This window comes from Klebsiella sp. YJ (assembly GCF_002108615.1).
Lineage (GTDB): Bacteria > Pseudomonadota > Gammaproteobacteria > Enterobacterales > Enterobacteriaceae > Klebsiella > Klebsiella planticola.
The window spans coordinates 88,145-104,091 of record NZ_MTEG01000024.1 but is presented as its reverse complement, the minus strand read 5'-3'; the positions used below and the strand labels follow the sequence as shown (position 1 = coordinate 104,091).

Here is a 15,947-nt window from a genome sequence, read left to right as displayed (position 1 = left end):
GACGGGCGTGCTGAGTTTGCAAAGCTCATGGGAAGGGCGCTTATAACGGCTGACGGTGAGGCGATCGAGGGAGAGGCTCTCGACGACGTTGAGGTTGGAGGAGTGGTAACGCATACCATCATCGATCTGATGCAGGATGATAGCCCTGTTTGATAGGGTGAGGTTGTCGAGCGGGCGCGACGAATGCTGGAGAACGGTGCAACCCGGCAGCAGGTGGCTGATGTGACAGGCGTGGACGTGAAAACAATCTACAAGTACCTCCCGGCGACTTGAAGACAAAGATTTCACTACTTTTCCTGATATGTTACGTTTGGCTTAATCAATTCATTCAGCTTTGAAAACAGTTTGGTTTGTTCGTGAACGGTAAGAAAACAATAAGTTTTGAGCAATTTTTAACTATTAACAGCAATCTTGTTTCCATCTCAGATACATGGGCTGACTTGTGGGCGTTAATTTTTCACACGGGTTTAAGCGCTGGAAGGCTGCTGAGTATTCGATATGATGATATTGATGGTGACTTGATACTGATACGAAAACAGGGTCACCTGAAGGAGCTACGTGTTAAATCAACCCCTCCAGTGGAGGCGATGATTGCTCGTAGAAGAGAACGCTATCCAGAAGATGTTTATTTATTTCAGAGTCATTCTAACCGTGTGAAGTACCATCGCCGGCCGGTCACTATAATTGCTTTCAACGCCGCTTTACGTCGCGCCGCTAGATCATTACCAGACGTTAACGTAAGCAGTAGTAGCGCGAGAAACATACCGGACTAAGCGCCTGTCCAGTAGCGTGTGGCCGATGTGACAGGCGTGGGAGTGAAGACGATTTACAAATATTTGCCGGTACAATACGGCGGTAAAAAATCCCCTTGAGCAGGCACACTCAAGGGGGAAATACTACATAACATCATTGCTGTGTGCGTCTTTGCGCTCGTCTATCTTCCAAGAATATGCCTAAAGCTTCCAGATATTTCTGGTCTGAGCAGTTAAAACATTGTGTTGCTGGCCGATGTGATAGGAGGGGGGGGAAGACGATATTATAAATAACTCCCGGATAGCACACTGCATGAAGCAAGGATGACGATTTGATGTAAAATCCCACCCGGCAGCCGTATACAAGACCTGTCGGGTAGGAGAACTGTAGGTGTTCATGCCGTACAGTCGGCGATGATTTTACTTATTAACTTTGTCTTTCTGCAACTTATCGAACTTATCATGCAGAGTTTTAGGAAATAACTCAGTGTAAACCTGCCATAAAATATTCAGTGAACGGTGGCCCGTGACCTGCGCAACCTCTTCAATACTGAACCCCGCTTCAAACAGACGACTTGCCCCCTCGCGGCGTAGGTCGTGATATCTCAGATCTTCAATGCCCAGCTCATCACGAACGCGCCGAAACATGTCAGTAATAGTTTTTTCGTTATAGGGGAATATTCTTTCATCATTTTTCGGCTGACGCTGCAAAATGGTCCAGGCATCCCCCAGCAACGGAACTGACATATGATTTCCTTCCTTTTTACGCGGATCCTTCCTGTCTCGCACGATGACTGCCCGCTGGCTCTCGCTTACGTCGGACCACTTAATGCGGCAAACCTCGCCAATGCGCATGCATGTCAGGATTGAGAACATAAAAATTTTGTCAAAGGGGGCGCCAGATAAAGCCCGTAAGGCCTTCCTCTCTAACACTTCCAGTATTCGGTTAATCTCTTCGGAGGTCGGCCGCCGGCTCCGCTTTTGCGATGCGGAGATCAGCCCCATATTCCGCAGCCATTTTTTTGCATCAGCAAGAGGGGTTGGGTCGACTCTTATACTGAAGAGAGGCGCCGCTGATTCCAGGGCAACGCCAAGTTCAGTGATATCCTTTGAAATCGTTGATGGTGAGATCCCTTGCGCCTTCCTCATCTGACAATGTGAAATGAAATCTGAGGGCTTAAGCTCGGCGAGTTTGACATCCGCGATAGGGGATCGTCCGAGGACGGCAATAGCGCTTTTTTTCGAGCGGCCAACCTTGATGTTGGGGTGCTGCTCGTACTTCTGAAGTAAATCTCCGACGGTCAGGATTAACTCTGGAGCACCTTCCTGCGCCTTATGTTGTATGCCATGCTCTTCGAGATAAGCCACTCGTTTAGCGCCCCATGATTTAGCGAGGGTGTTCTTTGAGAACGTTTGGTTCTCCCTGTAAACGTATTTCCCGTTCTTTTTGACGCCAACCGTACAGCGGTACCTGGCTGTTCCGTCGCTACGAAGCCGTTTCTCTATGGTGAAGAACGCCATGCTTTATCACTCCCTCGTTTTATGGGGTGCTGTGTGGGGTGCTGATAATAATAAAACGGCAAAAAATAGGCAAAAACAATCCATAATTGTACTGTATGAAAAATCAGTAAAATAACATATTGCATTGAATATACTGTATTTTAATTTTGCGGGTGTTTTTGAGTATCCGAAGGATCGCCGGAGAATTTCAATCCTCAGCTCTACACCTCCGGTACCAGCGTGGACGCCAGCGCGGTTCCGGTTTATAACCGGCTGGTTGACTTTAAGGTGGGCACCACCGAACTGCAGCCGAGCCTCGCGGAAAGCTGGGAGGTCAGCGACGACGGAAAAGTCTATACCTTCCATTTACGCAAAGGGGTGAAGTTTCAAAGTAATAAATATTTCACGCCCACCCGCGATTTTAATGCCGACGATGTGATTTTCTCCTTTATGCGGCAAAAAGATCCGCAGCATCCTTATCACAACGTCTCCGGCGGCAGCTACTCTAACTTTGAAAGCCTGGAGTTTGGCCAGTTAATTACCGCTATTGATAAGCCTGATGAGTATACGGTGCGCTTTACGTTGGCCCGCGCCGAAGCGCCGTTTGTGGCAGACCTGGCGTGGTATTTTGCCTCTGTGTTATCGGCGGAATATGCGGATGCGATGCTCAAAGCCGGTACCCCGCAGCGCGTCGATTCCGACCCGATTGGCACCGGTCCCTTTAAGCTGGCGCAGTATCAGAAAGATTCCCGCATTCTTTATACCGCCTTCCCGGACTACTGGCAGGGGAAAGCAAAAATCGATCGGCTGGTTTTTAGCATTACCCCGGACGCTTCGGTGCGCTATGCCAAACTGGAAAAGAATGAATGCCAGGTGATGCCATTTCCTAATCCGGCCGATTTGCCCAGGATGAAGGAAAATAAAAACATTCATCTGCTGAATAAAGCTGGCTTGAATACCGGGTTCCTTGCTTTTAATACGCAAAAACCGCCGCTGGACAATGTCAAAGTGCGTCAGGCCCTGGCGATGGCGATTAATAAGCCGGCGATTATTGAAGCGGTGTTCCACGGTACCGGCACGCAGGCGAAAAACCTGCTGCCGCCGGGGGTATGGAGCGCGGACGCGGAACTGAAAGATTATGACTATGACCCGCAGAAAGCCAAAGCGCTGCTGCAGGAGGCGGGTATTAGCGGTCCGTTAACGATCGATCTGTGGGCGATGCCGGTGCAGCGTCCTTATAACCCCAACGCTAAGCGGATGGCGGAAATGATTCAGGCCGACTGGGCTAAAATCGGCGTACAGACCAAAATCACCACCTATGAATGGGGTGAATATCTGAAGCGGGTAAAAGATGGCGAGCATCAGGCGGCGTTGATGGGCTGGACCACGGCGACCGGCGATCCCGACAACTTCTTCGGGCCGCTATTTACCTGTCAGTCGGCAAACGGCGGCTCTAACTCGGCGAAATGGTGCTATCAGCCATTTGATAAAATTATCGCCGAGGCAAAATCGATTACCGATCGTCCAAAACGCGAAGCGCTGTATAAACAGGCGCAACAGATGATGCATGACCAAATGCCGGCGGTGATGATTGCGCATTCGACTATTTTTGAACCGGTACGCAAAGAAATTTCTGACTATGAAATTGATCCTTTTGGCAAGCATATTTTCTATCAGGTCGACATAAAGTAAACAATAAATGTCAATCCGCCCACCGTGGCGGATTTATTTTTTCAAACGTTTGACGTTCCCCTTTTTTTGTCACAAAACTTACCTTGGTATTTTGCTATAAATCGCGCCGACAACTGCATTTACAGGGATTCACTCATGCGTACTCATTTCATTTTTAAAGTGGCAGCACTTGCTGGTCTGTTAGCACTCGCGGGCTGTGCCTCAAAAATTGCCGCCCCGGAAAAATATTCTGGTTTCTTAAAAGACTATTCGAACTTAAAAGAAACGACGTCGGCTTCTGGTAAGCCAGAACTGCGCTGGATCGCTGCGGATTACAATCCGCAAAACTACGATAGCATCGTCTATAACCCGATTACCTATTACCCGGTGCCAAAACCCTCTACCCAGGTTGGGGAAAAAGCGCTGAGCGATATTCTCACTTATACCAACAAACAGATGAAGCAGGCGATAGCCGAGCGTAAACCGCTGGTAGCGAAACCCGGCCCGCGCAGCCTGATTTTCCGCGGCGCGATCACCGGCGTGGATTCCAGTAAAGAGGGGCTGCAATTCTATGAAGTGGTTCCGGTCGCGATGGTGGTGGCAGGAACGCAGATGGCGACCGGGCACCGGACAATGGATACCAACCTCTACTTTGAAGGGGAGCTGATTGACCCGGCGACCAATAAACCGGTGGTCAAAGTGGTGCGTAAGGGCGAGGGCAAAGCGCTGGCGAACGAAAGTACGCCGATGACCATTGATACCCTGAAACAGGTGATTGATGACATGGCGATCGATGCCGTGAAATTTGACCCAACGCAGAAATAATCCTGCGACAACGCAAAAGGCGCCTCCTGAAGGGCGTCTCAGATTGTCGGCAAATCACATTGCCCGACGGCGCTGCGCTTGTACGGGCCTACAGAGCTTGTGCAAATCTTAGCGATGACGGGTTTTGTAGGCCGGGTCAGGCGTCAGCCGCCACCCGGCAAAACGTGGGCACGATGTTTAAAACGGGCCTGTCATGAATCTCAGGCACCCTTCGGGATAGCGCACTGGATTGTTGACAGAGCAAGCCTCTTAAATTGCCCGATGGCGCTGCGCTTGTACGGGCCTACAGAGCTTGTGCAAATCTTAGCGATGACGGGTTTTGTAGGCCGGGTCAGGCGTCAGCCGCCACCCGGCAAAATGTGGGCACGATGTTCAAAACAGGCTTGTCACAAGTCTCAGGCGCCCTTCACGAGGGCGCCTGTTTTATGTCAGCCGGCAGGAATTAAGCCAGTCTGCGGCGCAGGAACCACTGCTCGGGACGGGCAAACATCACCAGATTCCCCACCAGAATCAGCGCCAGCCCGATAACCGCGTTGCTGTGCCAGACGTAGCCTTCGTAAAAGGTCGAAATCGTCAGGGCCACCAGCGGGAACAGCAGGGTACTGTAGGCGGCTTTGCCGGCGCCAATCCGGCCAACCAGCGTAAAGTAAGCGCCGAACGCAATCACCGATCCGAACAGCGCCAGGTATAGCAGCGCGCCCATATAGCTCAACGTCCACTGGGGCGTGAAATCATCGCCGCGCACCAGAGCGATAGCTCCCATCACCAGGGTGCCGTAGAGCATCGCCCAGCTGTTGGTGGTCAGGGTTTCCAGACCACGGCGCTGGTGGCGCATACTGAGCATATTGCCGAGAGAAAAACCGTAGGTTCCCAGCGCGCTGAGACCAATTCCCCACAGCAGGGAGGCGTTGAGCCCGTTACTGAGCAGATCGTCCCAGAACAGCGTGATAATCCCCACGAGGCCAAGCGCGGCGGCAAGCCAGAAACGAGCGGGCGGCTGCTGACGGAAGAAAATAAACCCGTTGATGGCGTTAAACAGGACCGCCATGGAAAAAATAACCGATTCAAGACCGGTGTTGATGTGCGCGGCGGCGGTATAAAAGCACCAGAAGTTGAAACAGAAGACGCAGCAGCCCTGCACTACACAGAACAGATGATCGCGCAGCGCCAGCGGACGCAGACGACGGGTTGCCAGCAGAATCGCCAGCATCGTGACGCTGGCGACCGCGAAACGCCAGAAAATGGAGACCGGCGCGGAGACCGGCCCCTGTTGTAAAAAGATGGCAATCCATGTCGTTCCCCAGATAACGACCACCAGCCCGTACAGTATTGCGTTCAAAATATTTCTCCCATAAGCACACCAAAGACGCAGTGTGGCGGTTTTTGAGCGCCGCCGCTGTCATCCTTGCGGGCTGGATTTGCAAATTCTTGCGCTTATTTTTACCGAATGACCGGAGAGATCTGGTATCCGCTGCCGACTCTTCATAGACTAGGGGTTTACGAAATCAGATGTGTGAAGGCCATGGCTTACGGGACGTTCGAAACATTACGCCGACAAAAAGCCGTCCTGCGGGAGACGGTGGAGCTCAACTCCGGTATTCAACTGGCGGCGTGGTATAACAATCGCGATACGGTGACGGTGCGCAGCGACCACCATACCCTGAGTCTGTACGTCGCGGATGGCTACGAAAGTTATCAGAAAACCCCCGCCGGCTGGAAAAACGGCGGGGGTCCGGACCGTTTTTGCCTGATGCCGAAGGGGGCTGAGAGCACCTGGGATATTCGCGGCGACCTCTCGTTCGTGCATCTGTACTGTACCGACGACCATCTGCGTCGGGTCGGCGAGCAGATCTGGGACCGCAGCCCGGCCTCGTTTAGTCTGCAGGAACAGACCTTTTCCCGGGATGATAAAATTACCGCCGTCTATCGCCAGTTTCTTCTCGATTACGACTGGCAGCAGCAGGCCAACCAACTGACCTTAAGCTCCGCCAGCACGCTGCTGCTGACCCATCTTATTCAGCACTACTCGAACGTTCAGTGGCGGTTGCCCACGGTCTCCGGTGGCCTGGCGCCGCACGTTCTGCGTAATCTGCTGGCGTGGGTTGAGGAGAACCTGGATCAGCCGCTGACGCTGGCCGATCTGGCGCAGGAGGCGGCGCTCAGCGAATATCACTTCGCGCGGATGTTCCGGCAGTCAATGAACATGGCGCCGCACCAGTATGTGATGCAGCGGCGGATGGTCAAAGCGCAGGAGCTTATCTGCCGCAGCGCCCGGCCGTTGACCGATATCGCGATGGCCTGCGGTTTCAGCTCCGCCAGCCATTTCAGCAACCGGGTGAAAAGCGCCACCGGTCTGACCCCTTCGCAGTTACGTGCGGCGCAGCGCTGACAGCAGGGCGAAACTCACGCCGCCGAGCACCAGCCCCCAGAATGCCGAGCCGATTCCCGCTAAGGTCACGCCGCTGGCGGTGACCAGAAACGTCACCCCCGCCGCATCGCGTTCATTCTCCTGATTCAGCGCCTGAAACAGACTCCCGCCAAGCGTTCCGAGCAGCGCCAGCCCTGCCAGCATCTGAATCCACGCCGTCGGCAGCGCGGACATCAAGGCGGTAATCGAACCGCCGAACAGCCCGGCCAGCAGATAAAAACCGCCCGCGGCGGCAGCGGCCAGCCAGCGCCGCTGCGGGTCAGGATGGGCCTCCGGACTTTGGCAGATGGCGGCGGTAATGGCGGCAATACAGATGGAGTAGACGCCAAAAGGGGACAGTATCAGCGCCAGTCCGGCGGTCGCGACAATCAGCGGCGACACGGGCACCCGATAACCGGAAGCCTGCATCGTGGCGAACCCGGGGGCGTTTTGCGAGGCCATGGTGACCAGGAAGAACGGCACGCCGACGCTGAGCAGCAGTGACGGGGTAAACTGCGGCGCGATATATTCCGGGGCGACAAAAGCAAGGCTGATGTGGTTCCCGGCGACATTGCCGGAGAACACGGCGATGGCGCCGCCGACCAGCAGCGCTGCTACTACCGCAAAGCGTGGATACAGCGCTTTACACAGCAGCCAGGCTGCCAGCATTGCGCCGCACAGCAGGAGATGGTCTTCAAGGGTGGCGAAGGCCTGCAGGCCGAAGCGCAGTAAAATCCCTGCCAGCATGGCGGCGGCGAGCGAGTGGGGGATAATTTTCATCAGCCTGGCAAAAAGGCCGGTCAGCCCGCATAGCACCATTAGACCATTGGCAAAGATAAACACGCCGACCGCCTGGTTCAGCGTCGCGCCCTGTAAGCCGCTGACCAGTAGCGCGGCGCCGGGGGTTGACCAGGCGGTAAGGATCGGCACTTTGCGCCATAGCGTGAGGGCCAGCGTGCTGATCCCCATCCCCAGGCCGAGGGCCGTCATCCAGCCGGCTATCTGATCCGCATTGGCACCTGCGCTGGCGGCGGCTTGCCAGATAATGGCGGCTGAGCTGGCGTAGCCGACCAGGACGGCGATAAACCCGGCGAGCAGCGTTGGCAGCGGGAGTGAGAACGAGCGCATAGTGACCTCTTGTGCGTTATAACATCCGATAAAATGTAGCACCGTGCGCTATAGCGCACAACCATCTTTTCCCTCTTTCCATGCCGCCGTCATCGTCGTCCCGGCAGTTCCAGACGCGTTTCCCGACGAAACTCCCTGTAGAATCATACGAATGCGCGTATAATTTCTGCTGAGCATATCAGGAGGTGGAATGAATATTGCGCAACATCTGGCGACGACCCTGAAAACGCTGCGTCAACAGCGCGGCTGGAGTCTGTCGCGACTGGCGGAAGAGACCGGGGTGTCAAAAGCGATGCTCGGGCAGGTTGAGCGAAATGAATCCAGCCCGACGGTGGCGACCTTGTGGAAAATCGCCACCGGTCTGAACGTGCCTTTCTCGGCGTTTATCGTCGCCGATGAATCGACCGCGCCGACCGCCTTTGACCCGCAGCAGCAGGCGATGGTAGTGACGCCCATTTTCCCGTGGGACCCGGAGCTGCGTTTTGACCACTTCTCGATTACTCTCGCCCCCGGCGCGCTCAGCGAATCCACGCCGCACGAGAAAGGGGTGATTGAACATGTGGTGGTGATAAGCGGCGTGCTGGATCTGTGTCTGCAGGGGGAGTGGCTGACGCTAACGAGCGGAGAAGGGCGGCGGTTTGCCGGAGATCTGGCGCATGCCTATCGTAACAGCGGCGCGCAAACGGCCCATTTTCACTCGCTGATTCATTATCCCAAAGAAAAAGCCGCAGAGATTTAACCTGCGGCCAATCAAATGATTAATGTAACCACTCACAACGTGACGAGGAAAATCCGGAATACGTGATGACTGTAACCGTAGACGTTTTGCGAAGGAAATACCTTTTCCTTCAATGCTTTGCTGGAAACTGAAAATTCACCCATTCCCCGTGATGGAAAATGATTTCGTCTGTGCCCACTTCTGACTACAATAGCCGCCATTTCGACCCCCTATAACGGATAACGACGAGCGTATGCGCCTGCACAACCATCATCTTGAACTTCTTAGCCCCGCCCGCGATGTCGGGATCGCCCGTGAAGCGATTTTACACGGCGCAGACGCGGTTTATATCGGCGGACCGGGTTTCGGCGCACGCCACAACGCCAGCAACAGCCTCAGCGATATCGCCGGACTGGTGCCTTTCGCCCATCGCTACGGCGCGAAAATCTTTGTGACGCTGAATACGATCCTGCACGATGATGAGCTGGAACCGGCGCAGCGACTGATTACCGACCTGTATGAAACCGGCGTTGATGCGCTGATCGTGCAGGATATGGGGGTGATGGAGCTGGATATTCCGCCGATTGAGCTGCACGCCAGCACCCAGTGCGATATTCGCAGCGTCGAGAAGGCAAAATTCCTCTCCGACGTCGGCTTTAGCCAAATCGTGCTGGCGCGCGAGCTCAACCTGCAACAGATTAAAGCGATTTACGATAATACCGACGCGACGATCGAGTTCTTTATTCACGGCGCCCTGTGCGTGGCCTATTCCGGGCAGTGCAATATCTCTCATGCCCAGACCGGGCGCAGCGCCAACCGCGGCGACTGCTCCCAGGCGTGCCGTTTGCCGTATACCCTGAAAGATGACCAGGGCCGCGTGGTGGCCTATGAGAAACACCTTCTGTCGATGAAAGACAACGATCAGACCGCCAACCTGGCCCAGTTGATCGATGCCGGCGTGCGCTCCTTCAAAATTGAAGGTCGCTACAAAGATATGAGCTACGTGAAGAACATCACCGCGCACTATCGTCAGATGCTCGACGCGATTATTGAAGATCGCGGCGATCTGATGCGTTCGTCCGCCGGGCGCACCGAACACTTTTTCGTCCCCTCGACGGATAAAACCTTCCATCGCGGCAGCACCGACTACTTTGTCAATGCGCGCAAAGGCGACATCGGCGCGTTTGATTCACCGAAATTTATCGGCCTGCCGGTGGGTGAAGTGCTGAAAGTGGCTAAAGACCACCTGGATGTTGAAGTGACCGAGGCGCTGACCAATGGCGATGGCCTCAACGTGATGATTAAGCGCGAAATCGTCGGTTTCCGCGCCAACACGGTGGAAAAAACCGGCGAAAATCGCTATCGCGTATGGCCGAACGAGATGCCGGCCGATCTGCATAAAGTTCGGCCGCACCAGGTGTTGAACCGTAACCTCGACCATAACTGGCAGCAGGCTTTGCAAAAGACCTCCAGCGAGCGGAGGATTGCGGTCGACATCAACCTCAGCGGCTGGCAGGAGCAGCTGGTGCTGACGATGACCTGCGAAGATGGCGTCAGCGTCACCCACACCCTGGACGGCGAGTTTGCCGAAGCGACCCAGGCGGAGAAAGCGCTGGCGAACCTGCGGGACGGCGTGGCCAAGCTGGGGCAGACAATCTATTTTGCCCGCGATGTGCAGATCAATCTCCCCGGGGCGCTGTTTGTGCCGAATAGCCTGCTGAACCAACTGCGTCGGGAAACGGTAGAACGCCTGGACGAGGCGCGGGTGAATGCCGCGCCGCGCGGCCAGCGTAAAGCGGTTTCCGTGCCGCCGCCGGTTTACCCTGAAACCCATCTGTCGTTCCTTGCCAACGTCTATAACCATAAGGCGCGTGCGTTTTACCAGCGCTATGGCGTAGAGCTGATCGATGCGGCCTATGAAGCGCATGAAGAGAAGGGCGACGTGCCGGTGATGATCACTAAACACTGTCTGCGTTTTGCCTTCAATTTATGTCCGAAGCAGGCTAAGGGTTCGATTAAGAGCTGGAAAGCGACGCCGATGCAGCTCATTCACGGTGATGAAGTGCTGACGCTGAAATTCGACTGCCGTCCGTGCGAAATGCACGTCATCGGCAAAATGAAAAATCATATTTTGAAAATGCCGCTTCCGGGGAGCGTTGTCGCCTCGGTCAGTCCGGATGAGCTGTTGAAGACCCTGCCAAAGCGTAAAGGCGCCTGATCGACGGCAGACGCTACTGGCGGAAGTCCATTTTCGGTTTGCGCGCATTCTGCCAGTGGTGACGTTCGCGCAGATCGGCGGCGGCCTCGTTCCGCTGGCTGCGCAGCTCATCACTGTCGGCCTCGTGCAGCAGCTGCTGTTCGAGGCTTTGTACCGGGAAGTATTCATGTCCTTGTTTGCGGGCCAGCAGATGGCCGGAAAATAACGCACACATCAGCACTAACGCCGAAACGCATCTCTTGAGCATATCTATTTCCAGTGACAGACGAGTGGGGCTACTATGCTCTGAATTTCTTGAGCTTTATTATCGGGTTATCAAAGAAGAGCAAAGTCTGCGTCAGTCTTTCCTGACGAATGGCGAAAAAAAGCCCGGCGCGATGCACGCGTCGGGCCACAGCAGGATTATTTTTTCGGTGGCAACGGTTTGCCATTGTGCTGGCCGTCTTTCGGCGGCTGTTGGTTGCCGTGTGCGGGCGACTTGCCTTTCGACGACGGTTTGCCGTTATGCTGTGCGCTCTGCGCTGGCCGTTTAGCGCTGTGCTGCTGCAGGTTCTTATTGTGGCCGTTATGCTGTTGGCCTGCGGCCGCTTTCCCCGGAGGCGGCGGGGGATTATCGGCCGCAAAGGTCAGGGAAGAGAGCGCCAACGACATCGCCGCAGATAACAAGACAATCTTTTTCATCGCTACATCCTTTATTTTTATGTGCTTTGAGATTTCAGCAAATAAAAATGGAGAGACAATGGAGTTCTTGCTAATCAGAGTAATCCGCAGCGCCGGGGATTAAACTTTCAGCCCGGCGGCGGTCATTAAAAAGCGAAAAAGCATACTGACTGCCCCCAGCGCCAGCACGCTGGTCCCCCACAGCGCGACCATCCATAATAATTGCTTCAGTCGTGACTGATTCATCAATGATACCCCTCACCATGTTGGACTTTGCCGCGAAACACGTAATAGCTCCAGAAGGTATAGCCGAGGATCACCGGAATAATCAGCAGGGCGCCTACCAGCATGAAGCCCTGGCTCTGCGGCGGCGCGGCGGCCTGCCACAGCGTAATGCCCGGCGGAATAATGTGCGGCCAGATACTGATCCCCAGACCGCTGAAGCCGAGAAACACCAGGCCCAGCGTCAGAATAAAGGGCAGCGCATGGCGGTGTGGGTTGCGCAGGTCCCGCCACAGCCAGGCCCCGAACGCCACAACCAGCAGGGGAACCGGCAGCAGGAAAAAGAGGTTCGGCAGAGTGAACCAACGGGCGGCGATGGCCGGCTGCGCCAGCGGCGTCCACAGGCTGATGACGGCGATTGCGATCAGCAGCGCCAGCAGCAGCGTCCGCGAGGTATGGCGCATTTTGTCCTGCAGCGGATTTTCGCTCTTCATGACCAGCCAGGTGGCGCCCAGCAGCGCATAGGCAATAGTTAATCCGAGACCGCAGAACAGGGTAAACGGCGTCAGCCAGTCGAGCATCCCGCCGCTAAACGCGCGTCCGCTCACCGAAAAGCCATTAATGACCGCCCCAACAACCACTCCCTGGGAAAAGGTGGCCAGCAGCGAGCCGCCAAGAAAAGCGCGATCCCAGAACGGGCGGTGTGACGGCGTTGCCTGAAAGCGAAACTCAAAAGCCACGCCGCGAAAAATCAGGCCGATGAGCATTAACGTTAGCGGGATGGCCAGCGCATCGATAATCACCGCATAGGCGAGGGGAAACGCGCCGAACAGCCCGGCGCCGCCAAGCACCAGCCAGGTTTCGTTGCCGTCCCAGACCGGCGCCACGCTGTTAACCATGACGTCACGGTCTTCAGCATCACGGGTGGTCGAGAACAAAATGCCGATCCCTAAATCGAAGCCATCCATCACGATGTACATCAGGGTGGCGAAGACGATAATGACGAACCAGATAACTGAGAGATCGATCCCCATTAGCGGGACTCCTTATGCTGAAAACCTTCCGTTGCCGCGGAGAGCGGGCGGGCCGGGGTACCGGATAGCGGTGGATTGAAGGTCTGCGGTCCTTTGCGGATCAGGCGCAGCATATAGCTGTAGCCGACGCCAAATACCGAGCTATAGACGATGAAAAAGGTCAGCAGACTGATAGTCATATGCAGGTCGCCATGGGCGGAGACGGCATCGGCAGTGCGCTGTACGCCATAGACCACCCAGGGCTGACGGCCCACCTCGGTGGTGACCCAACCGGCGAGAATGGCAATCAGCCCGGAAGGGCCCATCCACAGGGCAAAGCGCAGAAAGGGTTTCGACTGATACAGGCGCTGGCGGTAGCGCAGCCACAGCGCCAGCGCTCCAAGCAGGATCATCAGCATGCCGAGCCCGGCCATCAGGCGAAATGACCAGAAGACAATGGTCGAGTTGGGGCGGTCCTGCGGCGCGAATTCTTTCAGGGCAGGAACCTGTTTATCCAGACTATGCGTCAGGATCAGGCTACCGAGTGCCGGGATCTCAAGGCCATAGCGGGTGCGCTCCTGCGCCATATCCGGCCAGCCGAACAGCAGCAGGGGCGTCGGTTCCCCCGGCCGGTTTTCCCAGTGTCCCTCGATGGCGGCAATTTTTGCCGGCTGATGTTTCAGGGTGTTCAGGCCGTGCATATCGCCAATCATCGCCTGAATGGGGGCAACGATAAGCGTCATCCACAGCGCCATTGAAAACATTGCGCGAATTGCCGGCGTGTTATTACCGCGCAGCAGATGCCACGCCGCCGAGGCGCCGACGAACAGCGCGCTGCTAAGAAAAGCCGCTACCGTCATATGAAGCAGACGATACGGGAACGACGGGTTGAAGATAACCGCGAACCAGTCGACGGGAACCACCTGGCCGTTAACGATTTCAAATCCCTGCGGCGTCTGCATCCAGCTGTTGGAGGCGAGGATCCAGAAGGTCGAGATGATGGTCCCCAGCGCGACCATGCAGGTGGCGAAAAAGTGCATGCCGGGGCTGACGCGGTTCCAGCCAAAGAGCATGACCCCGAGGAACCCGGCCTCAAGGAAGAAGGCGGTCAGGACTTCATAAGTCAGCAGCGGGCCGGTAATACTGCCGGCAAACTCGGAAAAACCGCTCCAGTTGGTGCCGAACTGGTAGGCCATCACCAGACCGGAGACGACGCCCATGCCGAAGTTAACGGCGAAAATCTTTGACCAGAAGTGGTAGAGCGAGCGCCAGACAGGATTTTTTGTCTTCAGCCACAACCCTTCCAGTACCGCCAGATAGCTGGCCAGGCCGATGGTTATGGCGGGAAAGATAATGTGAAATGAGACGGTAAAGGCGAATTGAATTCGCGCCAGGTGGAATGCATCAAGACCGAACATGCAGAACTCCGCAAGAAAATTGATTCAGCGCAATTCTAGGTGGCGAGAGTTTCGGGTTGCAGAGGCAGAAAGGCTATTTTTTGTGATAACAGTTGCCTGACTGTTATGCCTTTTATCGGGGGAGTCGGCCTGTCGACGCGATGATGATGATCCACGAGCGGGATGTTATCTGCGGCTGGTCGCTGCGTACGCCGGAGAAAAAATGCGCGCCGCGTTGCGCTTGAGTCAATCCGCGGCGCGAACGGTCTTAAAAGGCCTGTTGATAAAGCCGCAGCGCGTCGCCCTCGTTGACCGTCACCGGGTTATTCACCAACAGCCGGGTTTGCAGCATGGCATCCCGGGCGAGCAGCGGCAGTTGAGCTTTATCAACTCCGACATCTCGCAAGCGCTGCGGCGCGCCGCTGGCAACGATAAGACGGGTCATTTCGGCAATGAATGCCGCGCTATCCCGTTGCACATCGCCACCGGTCTGTAGACCGATAGCCGCCGCAAGTTCTGCATACAGCGCCCCCGCTACGGGAGCATTGAAATGCAAAACGGGGATCAGCATCAGGGCGTTTGAGAGGCCGTGGGGCACGTGATAGCGTCCGCCAAGTGGATAGGCGAGCGCATGAACGGCTGCCACCGGCGCGTTGGCAAAGGCCTGACCTGCCAGCATCGCCCCGAGTAGCACCCCTTCGCGCGCCTCGCGATCCTGCCCGTGGCGACAAGCGTTGAGCAGATGACGAGTCATCAACCGCAGCGCTTCGCGGGCCAGCGCATCCGATAGCGGATTTTTTTTATGGGCGCTAGTATAGGCTTCGATGGCATGGACCATCGCATCAATTGCGGCGGCCGCGGTATGCACCGGGGGCAAGCCGAGCGTCAGGTGGGCATCCAGCAGGACCACATCGCAATACAGTTGCGGGGCCACAACGCCCATTTTGCTGTTTTCACCGGTGGTGAGAATCGCGATGTTGGTCACTTCGGACCCGGTTCCGGCCGTCGTCGGGATTTGCATCAGCGGCAGACGCGTCCCTTCGACCTTATCTATGCCGTACATCGCCTCGAGCGGCTGCTGCGACGGCGCGAGCACGGCGGCCATTTTCGCCACATCCAGCGAGGAGCCGCCGCCGATCCCAATGACCATGTCGCAGCGTGCCTCACGGGCCTGTTCCGCCGCACGCAGGGCCAACTCGGCGGGCGGGTCGGCGACGACCCGGTCGAATCGGGTTACCGTATAGCCGCTGCGGCGCAATGCGTCCTCCACCGGTGCCAGCACACCGGCGCTCACCAGGCCGGGGTCGGTGACCAGTAAGATTCGCCTGGCCTGAAAGTAGCGCTGGACGATTTCGCCCAGTCGCGTCGCACCTTGCCATTCGACGAGAACGGTCCCGACGGTGGTGAAGGTGAAGGCCTTTCCTGATGGGGGCATA

General features: G+C 55.9%; 14 protein-coding genes and 2 pseudogenes. 7 read left to right on the top strand and 9 right to left on the bottom strand.

The features are described from left to right. Positions 1-159: 159 nt before the first annotated feature. Positions 160-273 (top strand): annotated as a pseudogene (locus tag BV390_RS22555) (helix-turn-helix domain-containing protein); the annotation flags it as partial. A 77-nt stretch (positions 274-350) separates the two neighbouring features. Further along, the gene (locus BV390_RS31575) at positions 351-773 is read left to right on the top strand and encodes a site-specific integrase (protein ID WP_001333465.1); all 423 of its coding nucleotides are present in this window, start codon (positions 351-353) and stop codon (positions 771-773) included. A 399-nt stretch (positions 774-1,172) separates the two neighbouring features. Here BV390_RS31575 and BV390_RS22545 read toward each other — a convergent pair whose 3' ends face one another. Then, positions 1,173-2,273 (bottom strand): tyrosine-type recombinase/integrase, encoded by a 1,101-nt coding sequence (locus BV390_RS22545; RefSeq protein ID WP_085397371.1) that lies wholly within the window; start codon positions 2,271-2,273, stop codon positions 1,173-1,175. Between the two features lie 165 nt (positions 2,274-2,438). Here BV390_RS22545 and BV390_RS22540 point away from each other — a divergent pair. Both BV390_RS22540 and BV390_RS22535 read left to right on the top strand, forming a co-directional pair. After that, positions 2,439-3,944, top strand: a pseudogene (locus BV390_RS22540) (ABC transporter substrate-binding protein); the annotation flags it as partial. A gap of 135 nt (positions 3,945-4,079) precedes the next feature. Then, on the top strand, positions 4,080-4,748 hold the full coding sequence (locus BV390_RS22535) for a DUF3313 domain-containing protein (protein ID WP_032687910.1): 669 nt from the start codon (positions 4,080-4,082) through the stop codon (positions 4,746-4,748). A 442-nt stretch (positions 4,749-5,190) separates the two neighbouring features. Here the strand turns inward: BV390_RS22535 and BV390_RS22530 are convergent, their stop codons facing one another. Beyond that, a complete protein-coding gene (locus tag BV390_RS22530; protein WP_032687909.1) occupies positions 5,191-6,087 on the bottom strand; it encodes a DMT family transporter in 897 nt (298 codons plus the stop codon). Between the two features lie 183 nt (positions 6,088-6,270). Here BV390_RS22530 and BV390_RS22525 point away from each other — a divergent pair, with 183 nt between their 5' ends. Further along, on the top strand, positions 6,271-7,137 hold the full coding sequence (locus BV390_RS22525; protein ID WP_032696295.1) for a helix-turn-helix domain-containing protein: 867 nt from the start codon (positions 6,271-6,273) through the stop codon (positions 7,135-7,137). Here the strand turns inward: BV390_RS22525 and BV390_RS22520 are convergent. Further along, entirely contained in the window at positions 7,117-8,313 is a 1,197-nt protein-coding gene (locus BV390_RS22520; protein WP_255380359.1) for a benzoate/H(+) symporter BenE family transporter, read from the bottom strand. The genes BV390_RS22525 and BV390_RS22520 overlap by 21 nt on opposite strands. 160 nt (positions 8,314-8,473) lie before the next feature. Between BV390_RS22520 and BV390_RS22515 the strand changes: the two genes are divergently transcribed. Together BV390_RS22515 and BV390_RS22510 are read left to right on the top strand one after the other, a co-directional pair. Continuing rightward, positions 8,474-9,022 carry a helix-turn-helix domain-containing protein gene (locus tag BV390_RS22515; RefSeq protein ID WP_032687903.1) on the top strand — a complete coding sequence of 183 codons (549 nt, stop codon included), beginning with the start codon at positions 8,474-8,476 and terminating at the stop codon, positions 9,020-9,022. A 232-nt stretch (positions 9,023-9,254) separates the two neighbouring features. Further along, positions 9,255-11,219 carry a peptidase U32 family protein gene (locus BV390_RS22510; protein WP_085397369.1) on the top strand — a complete coding sequence of 655 codons (1,965 nt, stop codon included), beginning with the start codon at positions 9,255-9,257 and terminating at the stop codon, positions 11,217-11,219. A 13-nt stretch (positions 11,220-11,232) separates the two neighbouring features. Here BV390_RS22510 and BV390_RS22505 read toward each other — a convergent pair whose 3' ends face one another. The 6 genes from BV390_RS22505 to BV390_RS22480 form a co-directional block, all read right to left on the bottom strand. Continuing rightward, positions 11,233-11,466: a DUF2554 family protein gene (locus tag BV390_RS22505; RefSeq protein WP_032687899.1), complete on the bottom strand. Its 234-nt coding sequence runs from the start codon at positions 11,464-11,466 to the stop codon at positions 11,233-11,235. Positions 11,467-11,621: 155 nt separating this feature from the next. Continuing rightward, positions 11,622-11,900 carry a hypothetical protein gene (locus BV390_RS22500; RefSeq protein WP_046852580.1) on the bottom strand — a complete coding sequence of 93 codons (279 nt, stop codon included), beginning with the start codon at positions 11,898-11,900 and terminating at the stop codon, positions 11,622-11,624. Between the two features lie 99 nt (positions 11,901-11,999). Next, positions 12,000-12,125: a DUF2474 domain-containing protein gene (locus tag BV390_RS22495; protein ID WP_004861503.1), complete on the bottom strand. Its 126-nt coding sequence runs from the start codon at positions 12,123-12,125 to the stop codon at positions 12,000-12,002. Beyond that, positions 12,125-13,135: a cytochrome d ubiquinol oxidase subunit II gene (cydB, locus tag BV390_RS22490; protein WP_032687896.1), complete on the bottom strand. Its 1,011-nt coding sequence runs from the start codon at positions 13,133-13,135 to the stop codon at positions 12,125-12,127. The genes BV390_RS22495 and cydB overlap by 1 nt, the downstream gene beginning before the upstream one ends. Then, positions 13,135-14,532, bottom strand: a complete 1,398-nt coding sequence (locus BV390_RS22485; RefSeq protein ID WP_032696293.1) for a cytochrome ubiquinol oxidase subunit I — start codon at positions 14,530-14,532, stop codon at positions 13,135-13,137. The genes cydB and BV390_RS22485 overlap by 1 nt, the downstream gene beginning before the upstream one ends. Before the next feature lie 247 nt (positions 14,533-14,779). Continuing rightward, the gene (locus tag BV390_RS22480; RefSeq protein ID WP_047664847.1) at positions 14,780-15,946 is read right to left on the bottom strand and encodes an iron-containing alcohol dehydrogenase; all 1,167 of its coding nucleotides are present in this window, start codon (positions 15,944-15,946) and stop codon (positions 14,780-14,782) included. Between the last annotated feature and the right edge of the window lies 1 nt (position 15,947).

Coding starts and splice junctions, on each gene's coding strand:
- cydB (WP_032687896.1), bottom strand. CDS start 13,135: ATGGGGATCGATCTCTCAGTTATCTGGTTCGTCATTATCGTCTTCGCC.
- BV390_RS22495 (WP_004861503.1), bottom strand. CDS start 12,125: ATGAATCAGTCACGACTGAAGCAATTATTATGGATGGTCGCGCTGTGG.
- BV390_RS22515 (WP_032687903.1), top strand. CDS start 8,474: ATGAATATTGCGCAACATCTGGCGACGACCCTGAAAACGCTGCGTCAA.
- BV390_RS22535 (WP_032687910.1), top strand. CDS start 4,080: ATGCGTACTCATTTCATTTTTAAAGTGGCAGCACTTGCTGGTCTGTTA.
- BV390_RS22525 (WP_032696295.1), top strand. CDS start 6,271: ATGGCTTACGGGACGTTCGAAACATTACGCCGACAAAAAGCCGTCCTG.
- BV390_RS22545 (WP_085397371.1), bottom strand. CDS start 2,273: ATGGCGTTCTTCACCATAGAGAAACGGCTTCGTAGCGACGGAACAGCC.
- BV390_RS22505 (WP_032687899.1), bottom strand. CDS start 11,466: ATGCTCAAGAGATGCGTTTCGGCGTTAGTGCTGATGTGTGCGTTATTT.
- BV390_RS22510 (WP_085397369.1), top strand. CDS start 9,255: ATGCGCCTGCACAACCATCATCTTGAACTTCTTAGCCCCGCCCGCGAT.
- BV390_RS22480 (WP_047664847.1), bottom strand. CDS start 15,946: ATGCCCCCATCAGGAAAGGCCTTCACCTTCACCACCGTCGGGACCGTT.
- BV390_RS22485 (WP_032696293.1), bottom strand. CDS start 14,532: ATGTTCGGTCTTGATGCATTCCACCTGGCGCGAATTCAATTCGCCTTT.
- BV390_RS22500 (WP_046852580.1), bottom strand. CDS start 11,900: ATGAAAAAGATTGTCTTGTTATCTGCGGCGATGTCGTTGGCGCTCTCT.